This is a genomic window from Cupriavidus sp. OTU4054 (assembly GCF_038440175.1).
GTDB lineage: Bacteria > Pseudomonadota > Gammaproteobacteria > Burkholderiales > Burkholderiaceae > Cupriavidus > Cupriavidus pauculus_D.
On record NZ_JASATF010000011.1, the window covers coordinates 23,397 to 44,983 of the forward strand.

The 21,587-nt window shown below is 60.2% G+C and carries 21 protein-coding genes; 1 reads left to right on the forward strand and 20 read right to left on the reverse strand.

Annotated features, from left to right (window positions below):
• Positions 1-716 precede the first annotated feature (716 nt).
• The 16 genes from pilV to parM form a co-directional block, all read right to left on the reverse strand.
• Positions 717-2,060: a shufflon system plasmid conjugative transfer pilus tip adhesin PilV gene (gene pilV, locus AAHB16_RS14665; RefSeq protein WP_342051228.1), complete on the reverse strand. Its 1,344-nt coding sequence runs from the start codon at positions 2,058-2,060 to the stop codon at positions 717-719.
• A 4-nt stretch (positions 2,061-2,064) separates the two neighbouring features.
• The gene (locus tag AAHB16_RS14670) at positions 2,065-3,021 is read right to left on the reverse strand and encodes an ATPase, T2SS/T4P/T4SS family (protein WP_342051229.1); all 957 of its coding nucleotides are present in this window, start codon (positions 3,019-3,021) and stop codon (positions 2,065-2,067) included.
• Between the two features lie 68 nt (positions 3,022-3,089).
• A complete protein-coding gene (locus AAHB16_RS14675; RefSeq protein WP_342051230.1) occupies positions 3,090-3,647 on the reverse strand; it encodes a type 4 pilus major pilin in 558 nt (185 codons plus the stop codon).
• A 92-nt stretch (positions 3,648-3,739) separates the two neighbouring features.
• Entirely contained in the window at positions 3,740-4,813 is a 1,074-nt protein-coding gene (locus tag AAHB16_RS14680) for a type II secretion system F family protein (protein ID WP_342051231.1), read from the reverse strand.
• Positions 4,814-4,837: 24 nt separating this feature from the next.
• Positions 4,838-6,475 (reverse strand): GspE/PulE family protein, encoded by a 1,638-nt coding sequence (locus AAHB16_RS14685; RefSeq protein ID WP_342051232.1) that lies wholly within the window; start codon positions 6,473-6,475, stop codon positions 4,838-4,840.
• 33 nt (positions 6,476-6,508) lie between these two features.
• A complete protein-coding gene (gene pilP / locus AAHB16_RS14690; RefSeq protein ID WP_342051233.1) occupies positions 6,509-7,159 on the reverse strand; it encodes a type IV pilus biogenesis protein PilP in 651 nt (216 codons plus the stop codon).
• Positions 7,146-8,558 (reverse strand): type 4b pilus protein PilO2, encoded by a 1,413-nt coding sequence (gene pilO2 / locus AAHB16_RS14695; RefSeq protein ID WP_342051234.1) that lies wholly within the window; start codon positions 8,556-8,558, stop codon positions 7,146-7,148. Before pilO2 ends, pilP begins: the two co-directional genes overlap by 14 nt.
• 9 nt (positions 8,559-8,567) lie before the next feature.
• On the reverse strand, positions 8,568-10,295 hold the full coding sequence (gene pilN / locus AAHB16_RS14700; protein WP_342051235.1) for a PilN family type IVB pilus formation outer membrane protein: 1,728 nt from the start codon (positions 10,293-10,295) through the stop codon (positions 8,568-8,570).
• A 10-nt stretch (positions 10,296-10,305) separates the two neighbouring features.
• Positions 10,306-11,229, reverse strand: coding sequence for a TcpQ domain-containing protein (locus AAHB16_RS14705; RefSeq protein ID WP_342051236.1), 924 nt, complete (start codon positions 11,227-11,229; stop codon positions 10,306-10,308).
• Positions 11,230-11,265: 36 nt separating this feature from the next.
• Positions 11,266-11,571 carry an IcmT/TraK family protein gene (gene icmT / locus AAHB16_RS14710; RefSeq protein WP_342051237.1) on the reverse strand — a complete coding sequence of 102 codons (306 nt, stop codon included), beginning with the start codon at positions 11,569-11,571 and terminating at the stop codon, positions 11,266-11,268.
• Positions 11,568-12,773, reverse strand: a complete 1,206-nt coding sequence (locus tag AAHB16_RS14715; protein ID WP_342051238.1) for an ATPase, T2SS/T4P/T4SS family — start codon at positions 12,771-12,773, stop codon at positions 11,568-11,570. Before AAHB16_RS14715 ends, icmT begins: the two co-directional genes overlap by 4 nt.
• A 5-nt stretch (positions 12,774-12,778) precedes the next feature.
• Positions 12,779-14,389 carry a type IV secretory system conjugative DNA transfer family protein gene (locus tag AAHB16_RS14720; protein WP_342051239.1) on the reverse strand — a complete coding sequence of 537 codons (1,611 nt, stop codon included), beginning with the start codon at positions 14,387-14,389 and terminating at the stop codon, positions 12,779-12,781.
• A 100-nt stretch (positions 14,390-14,489) separates the two neighbouring features.
• On the reverse strand, positions 14,490-14,948 hold the full coding sequence (locus tag AAHB16_RS14725; protein WP_342051240.1) for a DotD/TraH family lipoprotein: 459 nt from the start codon (positions 14,946-14,948) through the stop codon (positions 14,490-14,492).
• A gap of 359 nt (positions 14,949-15,307) precedes the next feature.
• Positions 15,308-15,577 carry a hypothetical protein gene (locus AAHB16_RS14730; RefSeq protein ID WP_342051241.1) on the reverse strand — a complete coding sequence of 90 codons (270 nt, stop codon included), beginning with the start codon at positions 15,575-15,577 and terminating at the stop codon, positions 15,308-15,310.
• A 20-nt stretch (positions 15,578-15,597) separates the two neighbouring features.
• Complete coding sequence (locus tag AAHB16_RS14735; RefSeq protein ID WP_342051242.1) at positions 15,598-16,080, reverse strand: hypothetical protein; 483 nt, start codon at positions 16,078-16,080, stop codon at positions 15,598-15,600.
• 5 nt (positions 16,081-16,085) lie between these two features.
• Positions 16,086-17,162 (reverse strand): ParM/StbA family protein, encoded by a 1,077-nt coding sequence (gene parM, locus AAHB16_RS14740; protein WP_342051243.1) that lies wholly within the window; start codon positions 17,160-17,162, stop codon positions 16,086-16,088.
• Between the two features lie 247 nt (positions 17,163-17,409).
• Between parM and AAHB16_RS14745 the strand changes: the two genes are divergently transcribed.
• The gene (locus tag AAHB16_RS14745) at positions 17,410-17,787 is read left to right on the forward strand and encodes a hypothetical protein (RefSeq protein ID WP_342051244.1); all 378 of its coding nucleotides are present in this window, start codon (positions 17,410-17,412) and stop codon (positions 17,785-17,787) included.
• A gap of 438 nt (positions 17,788-18,225) precedes the next feature.
• On the opposite strand, the gene AAHB16_RS14750 is transcribed toward AAHB16_RS14745, so the two are convergent.
• Genes AAHB16_RS14750 through AAHB16_RS14765 form a run of 4 tightly spaced genes read right to left on the reverse strand, consistent with a single transcriptional unit; the run spans position 18,226 to position 21,050 of the window.
• Complete coding sequence (locus tag AAHB16_RS14750) at positions 18,226-18,411, reverse strand: hypothetical protein (protein ID WP_342051245.1); 186 nt, start codon at positions 18,409-18,411, stop codon at positions 18,226-18,228.
• Positions 18,378-18,626 (reverse strand): hypothetical protein, encoded by a 249-nt coding sequence (locus AAHB16_RS14755; protein WP_342051246.1) that lies wholly within the window; start codon positions 18,624-18,626, stop codon positions 18,378-18,380. Before AAHB16_RS14755 ends, AAHB16_RS14750 begins: the two co-directional genes overlap by 34 nt.
• A gap of 14 nt (positions 18,627-18,640) precedes the next feature.
• Positions 18,641-19,828 carry an NADAR family protein gene (locus tag AAHB16_RS14760; protein ID WP_342051247.1) on the reverse strand — a complete coding sequence of 396 codons (1,188 nt, stop codon included), beginning with the start codon at positions 19,826-19,828 and terminating at the stop codon, positions 18,641-18,643.
• 10 nt (positions 19,829-19,838) lie between these two features.
• Complete coding sequence (locus AAHB16_RS14765) at positions 19,839-21,050, reverse strand: hypothetical protein (protein ID WP_342051248.1); 1,212 nt, start codon at positions 21,048-21,050, stop codon at positions 19,839-19,841.
• Positions 21,051-21,587 lie beyond the last annotated feature (537 nt).

Consider the following 21,587-nt stretch of genomic DNA (forward strand, 5'->3'; position numbering starts at 1 on the left):
TCCCTCGCTTAGAGCGGCATCCACTGCGATCGCGCGTCTTCATGGTCACATCACCGCCGTTTGGCAAAGCGCATAATTAATCGCAGCCGGATTGCCATTGTTCGCGTTAGGTAAGGTCTGGCCCGCGAAAGGTGCTCCCGCACCAGGATTCGCGAAGAGGTTAATACCCGTCGCATTCGATATCGTGTTCTTCGTATCGCTGCTATCCGATGCAATGAGGCAACCAGCATTGACAAACGGTGTCATGAATGCGCGCAAGTCAGTGGCACTGGTGGTTATCGGGTTCGAAGCTGAGAGTGGACCGATGTCGAACCCCCAAGGCAGTATCGTATTGTCCTCCACTTGCCAGAGGAAGGCCCATTGGTTGCCCGCGCTCGTTGTAGTCCTCTTGATCATGGTTAAGGAGTGACAGCCGTTCCCGTTGCATCGAATCGTAGTATTTTCGACAGAGTAAATATACGTATACGATGCGGCGGGCGGCGGCGGCGGCGGGGGAGGTACATAAAAATCGCATGTAGGCAGTCCATTGCCACCCATCATCCAGATCCGACCTCCCGTACAGTCTGCGACTGTCATCGCCGGCGCAGGGTATGCCGACAGAGAGGTAGCCGCAAACCCGGAGATGCTCGTCACGGAAAAAGCCGCCGCTAGCGAGACGGCTATGACAGTGGCCGCTTTGAAGACTCTCATTTTTTTCTCCAGCCTTATTCTCGAGACTAGTACGCACATCCGGTAGTCACCGTGCCTACAAGCTGCCCGCCAATGGCACCCACGTCGTTACCGCTGTACCACGTCGCCGGCGAAACTGCACTCGCCTGCGCCGCCCAATAGCTTCCCCCATCGTTCAACCAGAAATAAACACCTTCGATAGGCGGCATTACGCTGCCGGTGATGTTCACCATCTGCTGCTTGGGGGTGTATAGCGCCCAAGCTGTTCCGCCTGGACAGCTATCTTTTCCGATGGCCATACCGTCCGTGACGTTGTCAATTTTTCTGTTCATCGTCAGGCTTCCGAACGCATTGCGGAGAAGCCGGAAGACGCCACCACGGCAGATGTATGCAACGTTATTCGCGTCACTCATTACCTGGTCCGGAACGGAGCAAGGGGCGCCATCGTAGATACCATCCAGCGCGTTCCCGACGGCCAGCCATCGCAAGTTGTAGCAAACCACGAGACCGGCTCGTGTCGACTGATTACGTCGCACGGAACCAGTCTGAACGGCAGTACACCCGGATCCCGGTGTCGCCAATGCCATATGCAGGTTGTCGCCGTTTACCACGGCATCTTGGGTAGTCAGCTTCTCTGAGACGGTTGCCCGCGCGGTATTGGTGTCCTGTGCCTGAATTGTCGCGGCTGTAACCGTCGCGGCGTTATTAATGTTCTGATTGTTCATGTCGATCGCAGTGTTCATGCGATTCAACTCGGGCCTACCGGGAACGGCGTTCCGCCACAAGTAGTCGCCATTCCCGTCACCGTCTGACGAGAAAAGTGCTGTTGCAATGTGCCCTGCACCGGGTGTTAATCCAAAGTCGCTGGCGAGCACGCTCCACTGATCGTCTGGCGCCTTGATCAGGTTCGGGTTGCTCGAGGCAATGTAACCACCGACGCCCTTTTGCATCCGCGCGATGTGGAGCGCGTTCTTGGGGCTGATTGTAGTGCCGCCCGTTGTAACGACCATCGCCTGAAGCTGATTGGAGGTCGCGCTTGGTCGCCGCACAGCAATGTTGTAGCTTTGGCCATAAGGCGTAATCGGACTCAGCTCTGACGGGATGTAGTTCCCGGCCGCCTGAATCGTCGCGAACGGAATCGCCAGCGGCGCGGTTCCGCTCAGCGAGGCCGTTATCGTGCCGATGTTGTCATCCAGGTATTTCCGCGCACCCTTCGCCACTCGAAGTTGCTGTTCAGCCGCGTTTCTGTTGACAAGCTCATCCGTGTACTCAGCGAACATCGGCCACATCAAGCCGAACACAGTAACGATGACCGTGAGTACGACCATCAATTCGACGAGGGTGAAGCCGCTCGTGCGGCGTCGCATTACAAATTTGGTTGAATTCATCATGCGGTCATGCCTGATGAGCGCCGCCGCGGCGGGCCTGGTGATCAATCTCGTTGTCCAGCGTCTGGAGCTTGTTTTCGCGGATCTTGCTGCGGATTGCTAAGCCGTCTTCCCCGATGCAGGACAGCGCGCGCACGGATAGCTGCCGCCCGCCATCCGGGAGCAGCACCATGTTCTGCCAGATCACCATGGCCACCCCCATTGCCAGCATGTAGCGCATCCCTTCGCTATTTGAGGTCGAGTCCCCGGAGCCTGCCAAAATGGCGAGCTTCTCGATGGCCTGCGGCGCCGACCCGGCGTGGATCGTCCCAAACGTGAGTTGTCCGCTAGCAGAGGCCCGGACAACCTCGGCGGCGGCAGCTCCGTCACGGATCTCACCAACCACGACCATGTCCGCCTGCATACGCAGCGCGCGAAGTAGCGGCTCGCGATATCCGCCCGTAAGACGACTGGCGGGGAACTGGAACATGTACCCGTCGCCATGCGAGCCTGCCAGCTGCTGTTCGATCGGATCCTCGACGGTTACCGCGACCCCTCCCGACCGATGCAGCCGCTGCACGACCGTACTGAACATCGATGTCGACTTGCCCACTCCAGGTTCGCCGGCGAACAGAACGAGCCCTTTCAGCTTGTCCGACAGCAAGCTAACGGCGGCATGGCGCGGCAGCCCAAGTTCACGAAACGGCTTGAGCGTGCGTTCAAACTGACGAAGCACGAAGAGCACGTCCCCTGAATGGTCTTCCTGGGCGGTTACGCGGTACAACCTGTTGTCTTCTACCAAGCTGAACTCAGGGATGCGTGACTCTCCATATGCCGTCCGGCAGCGAGCCAGCATGCCATCGAGCTGGTCTTTGATACCGGCCGGAGCGACATCTACGCCGCGGGCGGATCCACCGAGGTTCTTCAGCAACGCCACCTTCGGATGCAAGTACAGATCGAGGAAAGTCAGATCCCCAAGCCTCATGTCACTCATTCCGGTCAAGACAGAAGGCTGGCTCGCCCTTTCCAGGTGCGAGCCAGCGACGTGATTGTTCAGATGTCTGCTGACGACCAAATGAGCGTCGTGCGAGGTGCATTTCCACAAAGCGTCGTGGCCGTGGCCGTGTTGACCGTCGCGAGGTCGATGGTCGCCGCACCGCCGACACCGATCGAACGGGGGATAGCCTTCTTCACGCCCGTAACCAGCTTTCGGCATTCCGCATTCGGGATATTTGACGAAGCAATCGTGACGGTCCCACCGCTGTCGATAGTCGACAGCGTGTACGTGCCACCGAATGTGTTCATCAGATTGCCGGCCGACAGCGTGATGTTCGCCGGAACGTTGCCCTGGTCCTGCAATGCCTGCACCAGAGCGGCCGATGCTGGGTAGCCCTGCGATGAGCGGATGTCACGCAGTGCTGCGAATAAATTCTGGATGTTGGTCGACTCCTCCAGCGATGAGCCCTTAGTCATCGCCGTACCGCTCAGGCTACCTGAGAGCGCGTAGATCATCACCGCGATGGTGATGACAACCATCAGCTCGATCAGAGTGAAACCGGCCTGGCCACTGCGTGCACGGGCGATCGTGCCACCTTTGAACCTCTTTTGCATTGCAATCCTCTCTTTGGTGCGCACTCCGCGAATGCGAGCGCTAGTTGATGTGTGAAGATTATATCTTTTGTTTTGGCTACATACTCCGTATTTTACCCAAGTGTTCCCATAGAAATTTGAATTAAGCTGAAGATGCCAACCACCATGATCATGAGCAGGCCGCCAGCGAACAAAATGCCGACTGCTAGCAAGTAGCGGCCGATCATTTTTATCGCAGCAAGCGATCGCTTCATCCACGCATCTGCGAACAACGCCATGCTGTCTTCGAAGCCGTCGACATCTGAAACTGCACGCAGAATATGAATCGCGCGGGGGTCTGGAAACTCGTAGCCAGCTGCATGCATGGCTTCCCCCAAAGTCTTCCCCTGATTGATGCCGTGGAGGATGGCTCGAATTCTAGTGCGAAGCCATGGCCCCCCTTCATCGGAGAGCAGCAACAGCGCTTCAGATATCTGGATCCCGGCCTTCAGCATTACTGACATGTTCACGAGGAAACCGGAACCGTGAAGCGCGCGATAGAAAGACCACGGCGGGATCCTGTCGAGATAGACTCTAACGTCGGACTTGCTCAAGTTGGGGATTGTCCAAGCGATTACTGCCACGATGATCGGGAGCGCGAACACACACGCCCAATAGTCATTCACCATGCCCGATACTTGGTTCAGGAATCTGGCTGCGCCATCCCATCGGTCGGGAGGCGTAAGCTTCGATAGCTTAGGCACGACCACCGTCGAGATCATGTAAAGCATCCCGAAGGCCGACCCGATCACCACCATTGGATAGCTCACCGCGGCGAGAATCGTTCCGATCATCTCGCCTTTGACAGCCAGCATTTTGGCCACAACGGCAAGTTGGTCTTCGAGGTTGCCCGACTCGTCACCAGCCTTCACCAGGGCCACCTCCTGGGGAGAGCCCCAGTGCTCCAACGCTTCACCCAGCGATCGGCCCTCTCGAATTGAGTGCATCACGTCCGCCAGCATCATCGCTGCAGGCCGCCGCGGGCGGCGCCCCTCATTGGATTCGATGATGTAGAGCCGGTCCAGCGCAGTGAGAATCTGCAACCCCATACGCAGCATCAGGGACATCTGGTTGTAGAAGTCAATCCGCGCATCAACACCAATCAACTTTCGAGCTCGCCAGCGCTGCAGGTTTTCCAGCAACTCCATTGCCCTATCAAACACTTCTGCTCCTTACACCGCGCGCAGGCGGCCATTGTTTGCCGCGCTACCGCCGATCACGCCAATCATACGAAGGTCATCGTCGAGCGGCATTACGTCCGCCTCACCATCTCGAGGATCGACATCGCCGGAATTAATCCGCCTAATCAGGGCCTGGCACTTTGTCAGCCCGTTCATCTCGGTTACCCAGTATTTGCGAGCAGCAATCTTGCCGTGGTCGCGATAGATGTCCATGAACGCTCCGTTCGGCACAACCGTTTCAGCGATCATGACGCGATCGGTAGCCCCCTTTCGGCAGGCCGGGCAACCCGGCCCGCGCAGCCGGATTTCCGCTGGGTCGCAATATCGCTCGATGCGCTCTACCAGATCGACTGGCAGCTCGTGTTTGTGGTCGGCATACTTTTTCGCGCACCCCTTGCACACGAGCTTCGTCAGCGACTGGTTCACGAACCCAGTTGTAAGCATCGGGTCCAGGACCATGCTTCGGTCCAGCCCTAGGTCGATCAAGCGCTGCGGGACCGATGTAGCGTCATTCGTGTGTGATGTCGTCCAGACCATGTGACCGGTCATTGCAGCGCGATAGGCTGCGATGGCCGACGCTCGATCCCGGATTTCCCCAATCATCAGAACATCCGGGTCTTTACGCAGCAAGTCGGAGATGCCGGTCGCCCAGGCCTGCGAAATTTGTTGTTCCGTAGAACCTTCGGCATTCAGGGGTGTAGCCAACATCCCAAGCACGCCATACTCAGGTGGATCTTCAATCGAAATTGCTCTGATGCCAGTCGCCCGACCCCGGCCATTCCCGAGGCTTGAAGACCCTGCCGTTCTCTGCCGGCCTTCCTCGAGCGTCGCGGACATGATCACCGAGAGCGTAAGCGACTTGCCGGCCCCAGTCGGCCCTGTCACCAGATTGATGCCGTATCGGGACCGACGCATCGTCTTGAGGTCTTCAATCTGCTCAGGCAGAAACCCGAGCGCCTCGACTGACTTGGCGACGCGGTGGCTGCTGTACAGAAGACGGATGACCATCATCATCCCTCGGTCTGTTGGGCGGGTACTGACCCGGCCACCAAAGATGCCCATCTGCTTCACGTAGTCAGAACTGAGGCGAGCATCCTGACTGCGAGAAGGCTTGAACGACTCGTCGGCGACGTCGCACATCGACTGATAAATCGACGACATCAGGTCCCGAACGTGTTGGGTAGACAGCTGGTAGAACTCGTACAAGTCACCGTCGAGTCGGAACTCGATAGTCCCCCCCTCGTCTCCGTAGACGAGATGAATATCCGAAGCCTTCTCGGCCACGGCCTGCTTCACATATCCAATCACCTCGGACTGCCGGTCAGACGTCTGAAGCTCTTGACCACCAGTAGACGCAGTCCCGCCGTCTCCCGATAGCTCGGAGTACAGGAGTTTCAATTCCGGGAAGCCAACCTCCCGAGGACGAATCGAGCCGACTCCCTGCGCCCGCACTAGCTGCTGATAGCTCATGACGTGCGGATCTAGCAGCTTGCCCGTGAGGACGTGTAGCCAGCCGTCACTGGTCAGACACAACAGCTCCCGAACATCCTTCTTCGCCGGATACTGCCCGTGTTCCGCAGACCACGCTACGACCCCCTGCTTACGCGCATGGACGATTCTGGCCTGCACCCGGTCTGTCCCTCTGTCCATCGTTGGGGCCCTTTATTGCGCCTTCATTTGGGCGCCTGGCGCCATCGACGACATGCCGTTCCCGTATAGCGGTGGTTGGCTTGCCGTGACCGGAATCATTGTGGGCGGCGCCATCTGCGCATTCGCGACATTCATTAGTGGAACAGCTACAGGCGCAGGCGAAGCGGCCGGTGCAGCTGAGCCCATGGAGCCGCCGGCGGAGAGTTGCAGTCGCGTCTTAGTCTTACCGCAACGTGCACCAACACTGATCTCGGGCTGGTCCATCACAGACTCCACGTGGCAGGCTGAACCGCGAAGTCGGTCACCCACACCTCGCTCCTCCTCTTGCCCGTCCGGGTACTTCACGATTGCGAACAGCTTTCCGGAATCCCCAGTGATGCGCGTGACAACAGGCATGCCGGCCTCGCGCCGTACGGTGGCGGTCGTGGCGAGCATCTTTGCCCGCTGCGCACTACCCTGCAGAGCCTCCAGCTCCTGCTTCTTCTTCGCCAGCGTGAGTTGGGCATCGATCAACTGGGTTTGCTGCGAAATGCTCGACCAAACGGCGAGCGTGCGTTGCTGCGCGACCACTTCCGCCGGGTCTTCTTGCGCAGCGGCCGCGGACTGGCCGCAAGCTACGGCCACGGCGAAAGCTACGACTGACAGCAGACTATTTTTTTGCATACATCACTCCATTGATCGTCCATTGCAAACCGGCTTGCTGACCGCTGCCCGGCGATCCGCTCCCACCAGTTGAGAGATTGACCTCCGAGATCACCAACCCCGGGCCAAGTAACGGTTCCATGACCTGGTCGATCGGAAACGAGCTCGTCACCGAGAACGAGTACTCTGCCCACCAAGGGTCGGGCACCTGGGCTCGCGCCTCCCCGATCAGCTTTACCAACGTCGGCGCGGGTGGCTTCTTGGGCGGATCGCCCTTCTTCGTAAGCTGAGGGAGCGTCATCACATTCAGCCGATGGAAATGCGAATTCCAGCGCAGTTCCGCCTGCTCTGACGACAGGAGTGTCACCTCGCCTCGAGCCGGAATGGCCTCATCGGTCGTAGACGGGCCGCTTGCCGTGCCAACCTCGGGCGTGGCGCTGACAATGGGAAAGCTCTTCCGCGCTACAGCCAGAAACGTGTCCTCGCTCGCACCGGGTGTACGGCCATAGGTAACCCTTAAGCGGTCGCCGTTGCATGAGACGCTCTGAAAGCGCCACCCTTCGATGACTTGTGGGACGCGGCTCTCAGCAAGGATCGAATCCATGCATCGACTGAGCACCTTCTTGGCTTCCGGCTCATTAGGCCACTGCGGAACGGGAGCCATCGCCGCAACCTGTTCGATGGCTGCCTTGCGCTCCTTCTCAAGAATCGCCGTCTCACGTGCAGCGGCAACGGCTGCCTGCCGATCGTCTTCCTCCTGGCGGGCTACCTTCACCTGATGCTGGATTAGCGAGCCAATCAGCGCGATCGCCGCGGTCCCGCCATACAGCAGCAACTCGCGCCTACCAAAATCAGGCCCGCTGGATCGAATCGGATAGGACTTCCCGCGGGCCGAACGCGACGTCTTGAGGGCTTCCGGGCTCAGTACAGAGTCCAGACTCAGTGGCTCAGCGCTTGCAAGAAAGGACTTCGGTGCGATCACCCTTGCCCACTGCAAGGCGAGGAGTTCCGAGAAACGTGCCCGAACGTCTTCCTCGCTGCCGATCATGTCGGCGTCTGGCCTGATCGCGCCGTTGTGAACGCCGCCCATTACAAACGTGGCCTCGGTTACCCTGAATACGGCAAGCCAAGAGGCGCCAAGCTGGTCGGCCAGAGTCGGCACCAGCGCCTGCGCTTTGCGTATCGGTCGCGCACCTGGCGCGGTAACCACGTAGCCGATCTGTGTCATCGCGCCCTCTCGGATGACGAACTGGCGCAACCGATACTGCTTCGTAAAGGCTTTCACCTCCCGCATGAAGCCTTTTGGCTTGGATGCAGATTGCCAGAGCAGGCCAACGGCGTAAGGCGTGCCACCGATCACGATGACGTCCGTGGTGGCAGCCAGACTCGCCGCGCGCGCCCCTCTCTTAACTGTCGCCATGTCCGCCCTTTACTCGACCATCACAGGGGTCACAAGGAAGACCATGACGTCTTTTGACGTCTTGCGGCTTTGGTTGCCACCCAGCAACCAGAATCGAGCATCGCCAGTTCCACTCCTGCTCGTGTCATCGCCCATCTGCTCGAAGCCGGACAGCACCCATGTCTGGCCAGCTTTCAGCTTCACCTTCTGGCTAAGAATTCGGTTGTCTAAGTCTGGGGCTTCGATCTTGGCCGAACCCGCCTCGATGCTACGCAGTTGGAGGATGGAATTCAGATTGACGTCATATCGGAGCAGCATCTCTTGACCATCCAGCAGCAATGGCAGCAACGACATGTTGTAGCCGGTCGTAAAGTTGCCCGGGACGAGCGAGATTTGATTGCCGACATTCGATACCGCGGTGCTCGATGAGCTGGCGATATAGGTCGAGTTGCGGCCCACCTGCAGCGGCGCTACTTGCAGGTTCAAAGTCATGACCGAGGTTGTCGTCACTGTCGAAACGCGGCCTTGAGTCGACAGCGCGTCGACCATTGCCTTCGTGCCGGCCCACGGGCTTGTCGGGCTTACGATGCCGACAGAAGCTGAGCCACCGCCTGTCGGAGCGGCGAATGCCGACTTGAAGTTGATGCCATAGCTGTTGAGGGCTGCGTACACGGCGTCCCAGTTCAGCCCAACACTGTCTTCGTCCTTCAGCGTGACCATGAAAGCCTGGACGCTAAGAATCACTTGGCGCGTGAGGCGCTTGTTCTCCGCCTTCACGTAAGACTGAACCCGAGCAATGCCGTCGGCGCGATCGGTCACTGTGACCGCCATCGTCGCAGTGTTGAGCTTGGCGCTGCCGAGGCCTGGCGTTACGAGCGCATCCAGCGTCGACTGAATCTCCTTGGCCATATCGGACTTCAGATCGAGCTTCGTAGATTGCCGGCTGCCGGCCGAGTCGAACTGATTCGACGCCTGGGTGCTGCCACCGGTGGTCGCGGCGCCGTTGGACTTTCCGGACTGCACGGTAGTGTTCAGGTCGATATTCCCCGGCAACACATCGAGATTGAACACCTGCGTGTCCACGTAGTAAATCGAGATGCCGGACTCATCGAGCTTATAGCCCAAGCCAACCTTCGATGTCACCAGGTCAAGCAGGCCGCGCAGCGGGCGCTGGTGCCACTGAATGCCCGAGATCACGCCGCCTTGGCCAAATGCACTCGAAGTCGCTGCGCCGCCATTGGTCAGCGCGATTGCATTGCCACCGCCGTTGAGATTCGGCGTGGGTAGCGCGGTACCGGCTTGCCCGCTCGCCCGCGCCGCCGGCGCCCCCGCTGGTCGCACCCCGTTCAGTTGCTGCAACGCCTCTGGAGTAACCCTGACAGAGACTTTGCAGCGCTTAGCCACATCGTCGGCGAACTCACTGATCGTGGTGGGCGCAATCGATGTGAAGCTGACAATGCAGTCCAAGGGGCTTACCTCGCCCTTGCCACCAGGAACACCCATCGGGATTGGCGTTGGGTCGATATACAAGCCCGAGCCTTCGCGAATCGTCGTGTACTGGGACTTGGCCGGCTTCGTCGCCCGCATGCTCGAGACTAGGGTCGAAGCCTGTTCGGCCATCTCCTTACCCTTGTCCATACCTTCGCTCACGCGCTGGAGCGCGCAGCCGTTTGCAAGCAGAACTGTCACCAAGGCCGTGGCGCCAACGCGCAACGCGCGGCCCTTGGGGGTCAGCTGCCCATTCCTGTAGAGCTTCATGCTGTAGGCCTCAGTTGCGCTTGTCCGCAATTTCGAGAATCTGCTGACCACCGTCTCGGTGGATTACCGGCTCGATCGGGCGCTTGATCCGCCCGTACGGTGCCAACGTCCGATCGACGGCCTCGAGAAAGTCCCCGTTCCACTCCATATCAGGGGCCGGATAATCGTTCGACGCGGTCCAGCGTAGCTTCCACTGCCCATTGCGCTCGGCCCACTCCTTGATGACCTGCTTCAAGGTCATTCCCTTGTCGGACTGAGATACCCAGCGTTCGATCGGAGCCGGATTGAATGTCGGTTGGGGGGCCGGCACAGCGGCAGGGATCGCAGCACCAGTTGCCGCCTGGTAGCCAGCCTGCAGCGGGAGGCTCGGAGTGAGGGCCTGACCAGGTGCCCCTAGCTGTTCGGCAAGACCCATTGGGGCGACGCGCATGGGCTCGATGCTGACTACATTGCCCTTCACCCGGACCACCACGCCGGCACGCTCCGCGACCGCCCGTAGCGCAGCACTACGCGCCAAACCCTGCGGAATGGCAACCGGAGTTTGGAGAAGACTGGAGTCGCCCTCGAGCCGAATCGGGCCCACAATCGGCACGAACTGCGCGATCAGCGAGTCGGCAAGCGGCATCGGGCCGAAGGGTCCGGGATACGGTGCGTACCAGTCAGAACCAGAGAAATCGCCCTGCAAGGCATCTGGACCGCGGCGAACTCCGGCACCGGGTACCGCCATAGCGATGGGAGGTTGGGGAAAGGTGACTACCGGCGCCGGCTGCGCTGGCTGAACGGGTTGACGTTCGTCGATGAAGCCAAACGCGGAGCTCGTGACAACCGCCCCGGCGATCAATGCCCCCAAACGAATCCCGGTACTGCGACGCTGCATGCCTTTACTCAATTCGAATTCTCCGCGGCCGCCCTTGCAGCCTTTCTCAAATTTCATTTTAACAGGTCACTTCGCATTATTTATGGATTGGTCTTAAGATTTGCGGGAGAACTCTTCGCCCGGATCTTGCAGGCGCGAGAACCGGCGCACGTGCCAGATCGGCCGAGCCGTGACCCGCTCACCTCTCAGCTTCGAGCGCGCCCGGCGCGCCATCCAACTCATCGTGTATCCCTTACGCTGAAGCCACCAGACGCCGACGGTCATAATCACGGCCAGACTGATCGTCCAGAGCCTAAGGTGGACCATGGCCAGCAGCATCGGGAAGCTGCAGTACGCTGGGATGCTAGTGAACGGTAGCCCTGTGCTTTCCGCTGATTTCACCCAATCCGCAATCTTCATGCTGCCTCCAGAATCGGCTGCTGGTTGGCGGCCACCTGCGTTGCGTGGCTATGCTCTTCGAGGAAGATCGTCGCTTCACGAATCGTCATGTTTGTCACCTCCCGGAAGGTCTGGAAATCCAGAATTCCTTCTGCGACCAGCGGCAAGGCCTGGTAGTCGAACGAAGTCTTCCGCTCGTCCAAAAACTTTCTGGTAATCGCCCCCCACCGCTCGAACGGTTGCCCCTCAAGCGCCCGCTTAACTTCTCTGTCAATCGTCAACCAGGAGCGCACGGCAATACGCTTTCCATCAGTCGTACGAGGCAACTTTTGCGCGATCGTCAGCTTCAACGTGTCGAGCAGCTTATTTGCCGCTGCTGGTTGAGCGTCTTCCGGAAAGAAGCTCACCATTCGCGCGAATACTTCTGCTGGTGTATCAACGTGCACGGTCGAGTAGACTGCGTGGCCGGTCAGAGCCATTTCGAAGCAAGCGTTGATGGATTCGCGGTCTCGTGATTCCCCCATTACAACGACATCGCCCTTTCGTCGCATCGCATTGCGCCCGGCATCCCCAAAGGATTTGAGGTTACGGCCGATTTGCACCTGCGATGGCTGCGGGGTTTGTCCGTAGCCGAAGGACAGTGGGAATTCAACCGGATCCTCGAACGTGAGAATCTTGACGGGCGAGTCGGGGGTCTCGAGCCTGCGGCGATTCGCGGATGCAAGCAGCGTCGACTTCCCTGATCCCGTGGTGCCGACGATCAATACCAATCCATAGCGCGGGAAGAGATTGTCAGTGATGTCCTGTGGCAGCTTGAGATCATCATAGTGAGGCGGCGCTTCGGGGATCACCCGCATCGTGATAGAGATACCTCTCGCAATTCGACCAATACGAGCGCCGGTCGCGTTCATCCGGTAGCGGAAGACGCGGTCAAAGTCGCCCGGAGTTGCTTGGATTTCGACCTCGTCGTCAATTGCCTTGCCATCGGCCAACTGCGAGACGCCAGAGCCATCATAGAGAAAGTCCAATGCGCGCTCGACCTCGGTACTCTCGAGCATGCGAGTAGTGGCCTTCACCTGCTTGCCATAGACTTCTACCCAGCCGTAGTCTCCAGACTGAATCAGGATGTCCGATGCAACCGCGGTGGCAACGCGCAGAAACTCGTGAAACTCATCTCGAGTGAAATTGACACTCAGAGGAAACGGAAGCATAGATTCACTCATTGGGCTCAACTCCCCTTTGATTCTTGCCAGAGTGGCGCGTGGTATCCGGAGCGACTAGCCGACGGAGATGGCACCGGTATCACCGCCGGCGCCGGTACCGGTGCCGGCGGGGTATAGGCGACACGCTGATAGACCTGTTGCCCGTAGCTTTGCTGCTGGTCCTGCGGTTGGTAAAGAGGTTGCTGTACCTGAGGCTGGTAGACAAGCTGCTGGACCGGCGGCTGATACATGGCCTGCGAGGCCGGTTGGGCATACGCCTGTGGCTGGACCGCTTGCGGGTAGCTCGGGGCTCCGTTTCGAGAGCCCTGAGCGGCCATGGGCGGGACAGGTGCAGACATCGCGGCGTAGCCGTTCAGCTGCCCGACGATGGAGGTCGCCTGATTGCCATACATGGCGGCGCCCGCTGACTGGGCCGCCTGCAGAGCCTGAAGCGCCTTCATCGAAGCAAGGCGCGCGTCTTCTGCCCGCTGGGCGAGCTGCGCGGCCTGCTCAGCTAGCGCCCGCATCTCTTCGACGGAGGACGTATATGGCGCCGAGCGCTGCAGACTTCCGATCTGAGCGACTGATGCCGGGCTTGGCATCGTTGGCGTCATTACCTGAATCGGGCTTGGCGACACCGGGGCAGCCATACGACGTTGCGGCGCTGTCGCGGGCTGGGTCACGGGCGCCTGGGAAGCGGGCATCTGCTGGATCAGCCGCCTCAGCTCGTCTTGCGCTTGAGCTGGTTGGATGGTCGGCTGTGCTGGCGGCTCCGGCGGCCGGCGCATCGCTCGCTCGGCGCGCTCGGTTGCCGCACGAGTCTCGGCGGCGGGCGTCGCCATAAGGGGTACCCAACGTTCCGACTTCGTCACGAAGTCACTGTTGACGGTAATTCGGAACAGCGTATCGCCCACGACGATGGTGTTCGGATCGTCCTTGTTGACGATGTCCTGGGTGCGCGCGATCTCCGGCAGGCTAACCATTCCACGTTGGTACAGATCGTAGAACGTCCGCATGCCGAGATAGACCTGCTTGAGGTTTGCGAGGTTGTTGTCGAAGATCTCCTGTGCCTGGCGGCGACCATCTTCGAAAGCGGCCTTTACCTGCTGGTCCCAGTACTTCCGCTCCTCGGCATCGCGGGGCAGGAGCTGCTCGTTCGTCGGTAGTGCTGGCATGTCGTCCGCGGTCGGCAAACCCATAAGGAGCCAGTCGCGCCAGCTTGGGGAGCCACTCTGGAATCGGGCCGGCTCCGCGATCTTGTACACCGCGCCAGCCACGCGCATGGCGTTCTTTGAGACTGTTCTGGCATTCTCGGTCTTGACGATCACCGGCGGTAAGACGCCTTGTCCCATCACCAAATCGCCAAATCGGAAACTGCGATCCAGGTCTGCCTGCCTCCGGTCGATGACGCGCCCAATCTCCCGTGCACGCTCGATCATGCCTGTCTGCGTGCCTATCGCCTGCGCAGTTGCACGAAGAGCCGCCGTACGAACCGGTGAAAGCAGAACCAACTGATCGCCCTTGTTGGGATTCAGCAGCCTCTGCAGGTTTTCCGAGCCAGACTGGGCATGTGCAACGCTACCGGCCATGACTTCGCAGGCCAGCCCGGCGAGCACCGCCATCAGCTTGAGTTTCATGTGTACCCTTTCCTTGCGTAGCGGAGAAAGAGACGGAGCAGTAGCCCGTCTTTTTTTCGTATTGTAATGCTGCTACGCATTATAAGACGGCCCCTGTTGCTTAGCGGTATCGGATTTCGATCACGTTATTCCCTAGGACGACATTCGCGCGCTGACCGAACTGCTTGTCAACATCGCGCAACAATTCTTCGAAGGTCATCCCCTGAGCATCGACAAACACAAAAAGCGGAACGCGGGGGTTCGGGCCGGTGACCCTGAAATCCATGTTGCGGGAACGCGCCAGGACACCGAGGAGTTGAGCGGCATCGCCCTGGAAGGAGCCGGACATAAATTTGCCGCCCAGCGCTGCCGGCTGAGGACTAGCATCAGCAGCGACGCTCCAGCCCGGCAGATCCTTCACCTGCGAGATTGCGCTATCGATCTGGGCACTGATTGCCTTCTCGGCATCGGTCGTCCCGGCATTTCCCGCGGCGCCAGCGCAGCCCGCCAAGGCAATCACCAAGGCAATGGAGCCTGCGAGAACAAGGTTGCGCACCCGAACTTCTTCTACATTGATCATCACTTCTCTTCCACTATCGTTGAAAACCGTGTCCGGAAAGTTAGAGGGGCCACCTACCAGGGACATTGGTTACTGTTTTCAGTCCAATCCGCGTCGAGCTTTCGTTCCCATTGGCATGAAGGGCAGCTCTCGTGCGGGGCGGCCATCTGGGATCCGCACCGCGGACACGTGCCCGCCGGCGTACACTCCGTGCAGATGCCCACAAGCAGCTCAGTGCTCGGGTCAGGTTCGCCCGGGTCACCGTAGCAGATTCGGCAGTGGTTCTGCCACTTGGCCAACCACCCAGATCGAGCAGCGTCGACATACGGCTGCCACAGGTCTTCCTCCTCCTCGCAAGGTCCAAGCGCCAAGAGAGCCATTCAGATCTCCGTGGCTTCGCCGGCGGTCACAGTAGGAATCGCACTCACTGCCCCTTGCCCTACCTGCCCGCCTTGTTCCAGGACCAGCAGCGCTTCCTTTAGCTCCGGCGAAACAGCAACAACGAGGCTTGTGGTTGGCGCTACAGCGGTCAGGCATGGGAGCTTCAGGCGCAGCCAAATCGCGAGATCGCCCATCGCATTGCGAACTGCGAGTTCGCCCTGACCAAGGTCGTACCGGTCTGCCTGAGCAATTTCCATCAAGGTTTTCATCTGCTGTCCTCTGGTTTGCATCAGCCCATCAAGGCTGAGGCCTTGGAACGTCCGCTGCGCCGCGGAGCTGTCTCGGCGGCGGCCGGATTTTGGGAAAATGCGTATCGCGGAACAGTGGGAGGCGCAATTTGTTCCTGCTGCGTCTGTGTCGGCCCCGTCAGCGGCTGCAACGGCCGCGGCTCCGGAGTTGTTGCCGGCGAGCTCGCCTGTGTCTGACTACGAGCCGTTTGCGTGACCCTCGTGGACGCAACAGGATCGACAGTACCCAGCGCAGGCGCAACGACCGGTCTCGCTCCATCGGCAAGCATCCCGGCCGCTACCGCCTGGGCCAGACGGTTGTCTTCAATTGCTCGAATAGCCAGATCCGCCTTCGCGCCGAGCTTCAGGAGCCGGATCACCTCGCTACTCCGGCCACCGCGCCGGCTGGCGCCGACGGCCTCGAGACATGCCAGCTCGGGATGGTCTTCCGTGCTGATAGTGAAGTTCAGGCGAATTTCTGCCACGGCGATCACCGTTGAGTCAGGCTGGCGTAGGCGGCCTTGTACATCCCGCGCGCGTTGGCAAACTCCGGCTCCTCGGGGATCCAGATGCCCTCCCCCGGTACCCCCGGAAACACTTGGGCGCGGCGGCTACCGAGCAAGCGAGCGCCACCGCCGACGAACAGCGTGCGGCCGAACATGCTCGCGTCCTTGAGGCGCTTCGAAACCTCGTGCCCTACCTGCACAGCGAAGTCATCCAGCGCCTCTCCCACCAGCTGGCTGACATCGTGCTTCTTACCCCAGAGCATGTAGGAGCCGGTTTCGATGGCCCGCTTTCGGTAAGCGAACGGAACTTCCTCCTTCAGTTGGAATTGCTCGCGCAACCGGCGATCGAGCTGGTCGTAAAGATAGAGAGCGCCAACTTCGGCCGTCCCGGACTTCTCCGAATAGAGTCCCCCGCCGCCTTCTCGCACCACGGCGATATCCGTGGTCTTGCCGCCGACGTCCACAACCGCGACCGGATAGTCTTCGGAAATCTCACCGAATTCCGGATCTTCGTTGCCATCGAAGTCCAGCAGCGCGTCAAGGAACGCCGCCACAGCTTCCGAGATTACTGCGTGCTCGACCACGGTCGCCAGGGCCGGGAGCCCATCCGAACCTACCGGACGAGCCAACGGCCGCAGCAGGCTGCTCTTTTTGGCTTCGATGAGGTCGATGTTCTTGCTACCGTGGAGATAGAACCGATCGACCGGCAATCCGGTAACGATAGAGACCTGCTGGCCGGAGACTCCTGCCTCGACCAACGCGTGCGCGACCAGTGCTCGATTCACACTCGACGTCGGATAGTCCCCCGACCGCGTGTCGACTGCCGGCGCGGCGACGTCATTGGCAGTGATGGTGACGAATTCACCGTCGGCGGTTTCATAGACGTTGCCAGCGACCTGGCCGTCGTTGAACTGCGCCGTAAGCAGTTTTCCTGCCCAGGCACGTGCCGGCATGACAAACGACCGGCCGGGCCCGGCGACGACCTTGATACCAAAGTGACCGTCATCGACCCCAACCGGCAGGATGCCGCCGGCTACGTTATTGAATTGGTTGCTCGCCATATGTTCCTCGATCCTAGTGGTGGGTCGCGGCAGCTCCACTGAGCCCAGCCCGTCAGTTGCTGTCACGTGTCGCTGGCGCCCGTTTGCCGCGCCATGAGCCATTCAAGCGCCCCGTATCGCTTCCAAGCGCATACAAGCGCGCAAAGAATACGGGTGCGATTCTGCCTCTATTTATTTTGTGGTGTCAATTCACTTCGCAATATACTGTGATTCCATTGTGCCCCTGCACCTGCCGATAACACCGTGTATGGAACTCCTTCATTCTGCAAGCCCCGCCGCTTACGCCTACTTCGACCGTATCGAAGCCGTTGGCCAGAATCAGGCTGACATCATGTTTGACACTGCAGCGGCAAATGCCCGCATTCGGCTGCCTGCCGTGAGTGCAAGGCGGCCGGCGGAGCCGGACATGAGGTTCGGGCGGGCGCCTGCCCGGCCGTCGGTCGACTGGGGCGACCTGACGATTACTACCTTCTCCCTCGTCCTCGCAGCGGCAATGTCCGGCGCGATCGCGTTCAGCTTTCCGACCAACTCGTATGCCGCGGCGATCAGCATCTCGGCAATCGTTGGTTGCGGCCTGGCCTCCGTCTGGCCAAACCGCGCAGTCGAAACCGAGCTCGAGGGCTGAATGTATATGCCCCATTTCGCTTACTTCGCTCCGGTCACTGGTCTAACGTTCGTAGTGGAGCCGACAGACGAGCTCCGCCAACCGTCGGTATTTACCCAAACCCCGGTTGCCGCAATCGGCCTTCATCAGGCGGACGGCAACCCGGTCGGATCCGTAACCGTGCTCTTCGGAGATAGTGAGGACGAGAACTGGGTGCCGATATCCGGCCCGATTCTGTGCCCTCGGGAGGTAATGGAGGCTTGGGAACGGGGGGCGGCCCCCGACATGACGATACTGCTGTCCGACGGGCTCCCGGGGAGAGCTCTAGTCGAGCGCCGGGTAACGATACCGCCAGAAATGGTGCTCCACCTCCGCACGGCCATCGTTACGCTCGGCGGGGAGATTGAGCCGGACGCCGCTCTTGCGGAGCATTGCTCGCACGTGTCCGATGAAAGGCGGCTAGCCGCCGGACAGCTTTGGATGCTTGAGGTAGATGAGCGCCAGACCACTGCAAAATAGGGCGATCTGGATCTCGTTGCTCCTTGCAGTTGGTCCAATTCCCATGGCGCCCACCAGCGCGCTACCGATCAGCAACGCTGCAAACAACGAGATCACGCCGCCTTGCTGAAGAAGTTTTGCACGCATGTCTTCTCCCTATTGGTCCACCACTTGGTTGCAGTCAATCCCGGCGGAACCTGCACGGTCGTCTTTCCAGACAGCACGGCCATGTTCACCGCGTGTGTAGCGAGAAGAATATAGTCCTCAAGCGCGACGCCCAACTGCTCCGCGCAGGCCCGAGCATTTTCTAGGTCTGCGACGTGCATGCTGATGTTCACCTTCTCTTTCTGACTCTGTTGCATCCTTATGCTCCGCCTCATTGGCGCTGATAATCCTGTCTGAGAGACTCCCCAGCGAGCGCAGGTTCAGGCACCGGACCGAAGATGAAACGCGCTGCCCCAGAATGCACTTGATCTCGTTCCGCTTGGGCGGCCTTCTGATCGATCGAATCGCTATCGGTTCTCTGCGCCTCGCGCATCAGAGCTTCGCGAACGTCCGTCAGGATCTTGCCCAGGAGGTTCTCACCTCGCCAAAGCCTACGATCTTTGATCCGCGGGTCCGTTGCCCCAAGCCCTACCCCCCACACTCTGTCATAGGGACTGGCTTCCACGAGCTCGGTTCCGGCGGTCGCCAGCAAGGCATCGCGAATGGAGGGGTTTTGGGAGAACTTCGCGAGGACTCCTGTTCTCACGATGCTCTCCCTGTTCTCAATCCAGGTTGCATCATCGAAGCCGGATACCTTCCGCCCAAGTGCCTTCTGTCGAGCAGGATCGGAGCTCGAGAGCACTGCCACGGCAGCTCCTTCATCGCCGAAAAGCTTCGCCTTCCGATACATCATGTACTGCTCCACGCAGTTGAACATTGTGCCGTCCACCACGAAGGCTGCCTTGTACCAATTGCTGAACACACTGGTTCCCTGAAAGAACGGTGTGTATTCGCTCGTATCTTCCTCGCTGGCCGGCTTCGCTTCGCCGCGACTCGCAGGCAACCGTTCAAGCGGCTGCTGTCGAGCGCCGAAGCTGAATCGACTGGACCCGCCGATCATGGATTGAGGGCGCCGGCCCCAGCGCGTCTGGAGCGCCGCGATATCGCGTTCCAGCCAGCGGCCCGCCCTGCCGAGTTCGATCAACGCTTCGATGTCCGGAGCTTGGTTCATCTCACCTAGATCTCGCGCAGATCGCACGACAAATGCAGTGCCATCCTGCACGACGTAGGTGCCAGCCGGCGATTGCAGGACGAAGCAATGTCGGGCCGCAAGGTCCTTTACCCATTCCGTCTGCGCCGCGGTCAGATAGCCCGTCCGCTTCCAAATGGCGGTGACTTGGCGAACGAACCTGCCTTCGGCATTTGTCAGACGCAATGCATCACTGGCATGACCGAGCGCAGCTAGTGATGCGGCCATCCTCGCATCGCGCTCAGCTTGTTCAGTCTCCTGCCGCTCCCGCTCTCGGCCGGCCTCGCGAATCTTCGCCGGATCGAGGAGCGCCTGAAAATCAAGGTTCACCTGCAGCTCCTTATGCACTCGGACGAGTGCCAAAACCGAAGCGCGCGCCCCTGATCTGTTCTGTTGCTACCGCCCCGCCTTCGGCATCGCACTGCGCATCCGTGATCGTGCCGACGGATTCGAGCCGCTCGGCGGGCGGCGCCGGTTCGACGGTGCGACTGTAATTGGGACACGACGGCTCCGCCAGGTATGCGAGTCGATCCGACTCTGGCAAACCCAGCTTCAGGCGACGGTGCTCGTAGAGAGCCCAAATCCCGGTCTCCTCGGCCTGGATGGCCGGCATTCCATTTGCGAGCAGGCGCTCGACGGTGTCGACCACGAAATCACCTTCCGCAGCTGTCCACTTTGCGTCGAGCGCAGAGCCCGGTGCAGGATCCGGCGCAGCCACCGGTGGAAGTGCAAGGAATCCCGCATTCTCGTCTGCTAGTCGCAGCTCCGGGCGGCCTGCCGAATTGCGAGCCAGGATGCTGTTACTCCAAAGACCAAGAACACGGTGCCGCGGCTCCATCTGCTGACGCACTCTCTGCGCCGCAAGCCGACGGACGGTGTCCTCGGGGAGCACCACCCAGAACTCGCGCTCAACTTGATCGTTCGGCTTATCGGAACGGGATTCCGCGGCGATCTGCACCGTCGCGTAGAGAACCCGGTCCGTGGCGCCGCCGAGCTCGCGCCTGAACGCCGATAAGTCGGGCCGGTCGACCTCCACCGTACCCATCTCTTTGTGGAACCCACCGGTACCGACCTTGACGCTTCGATAGCCCTGCTCCGCATGCGATCGATGCCGAACCTCGATGAGCAACGCTCGATCGATGTCGATCCAAGGGGTGACACTGCCGCCATGCGTCTCGGCAGACTGATGCCACGCGGCAATTACCAATGCCGAGCCGCCATTCGCTGTTCGAATCTCGACAACCGCGTTGTCACGGCCCGCCTGCCGGCTCGCCCTCACCCACACTGCGCGCGAATAGGCGGTGCCAACAGGAAGATCTGCCGGAAATCCATTGAACGCGCTGGAGGGAATGCCGCATGGCTCGTTGTCGCCATCCTTGCTGCCGGAGTTCTGATCGGCGCGGGTGGGAGCTGCGACGCTTCCGCGCCCAGCTACTCGAGCCGCGAATCGGGTCGAGCGCGACGCAGGCGAATAGACCTCTGCCTCTGAGTAATCGACCCCGTCCGATTCAAAGAAGGGCGGCATCTCATAGGCCTCGAGGTCGTCGCTCATATTCGCTGAGTAACCCTGCTCGCTCCCCGGTAGTTCCTCGCGCTCCTGCGAGCCAGCCGCATGGCCGTGTACCGAAGTACGATCGCTTGCCGGAACATTCTCGGCGTTACAGATAATCGCGGGCGGCCGAGCGCTGAAGCTAAAGCTCGGACGCGCCTCGTCTTGCTGGGCATCTGACTCGATCACGGGTGCCGGTGTAGCAGGTTGCGCGTCCGCCGGCGTATGCGGTTCGGGCTGAGCAACCTTCGACGCTGGGCCAAATCGGAATCCCACTCGAGCGGCGCTGCTGACTGGCCTAGCTGCGTCGGCTTGGGAGGGTGAAGGGCTGGCGTCCGCGGCGCCTCCTGTATCCGGCTGTCGACGACGTTGCACTCGCGTACCCGTTTCTGCGGAATCGTGCGTACCCATTTCTGCGAGCCCGGCATCACCGAGCAGCTCAGGCGACAGCTCGCCAGGCATCGACCGCAGATCCTTCCGAATCTTCATCAACCGCTCTTTGGCTTCCGCGCTCATATGCTGTCTTTCGTTTTACAGTGC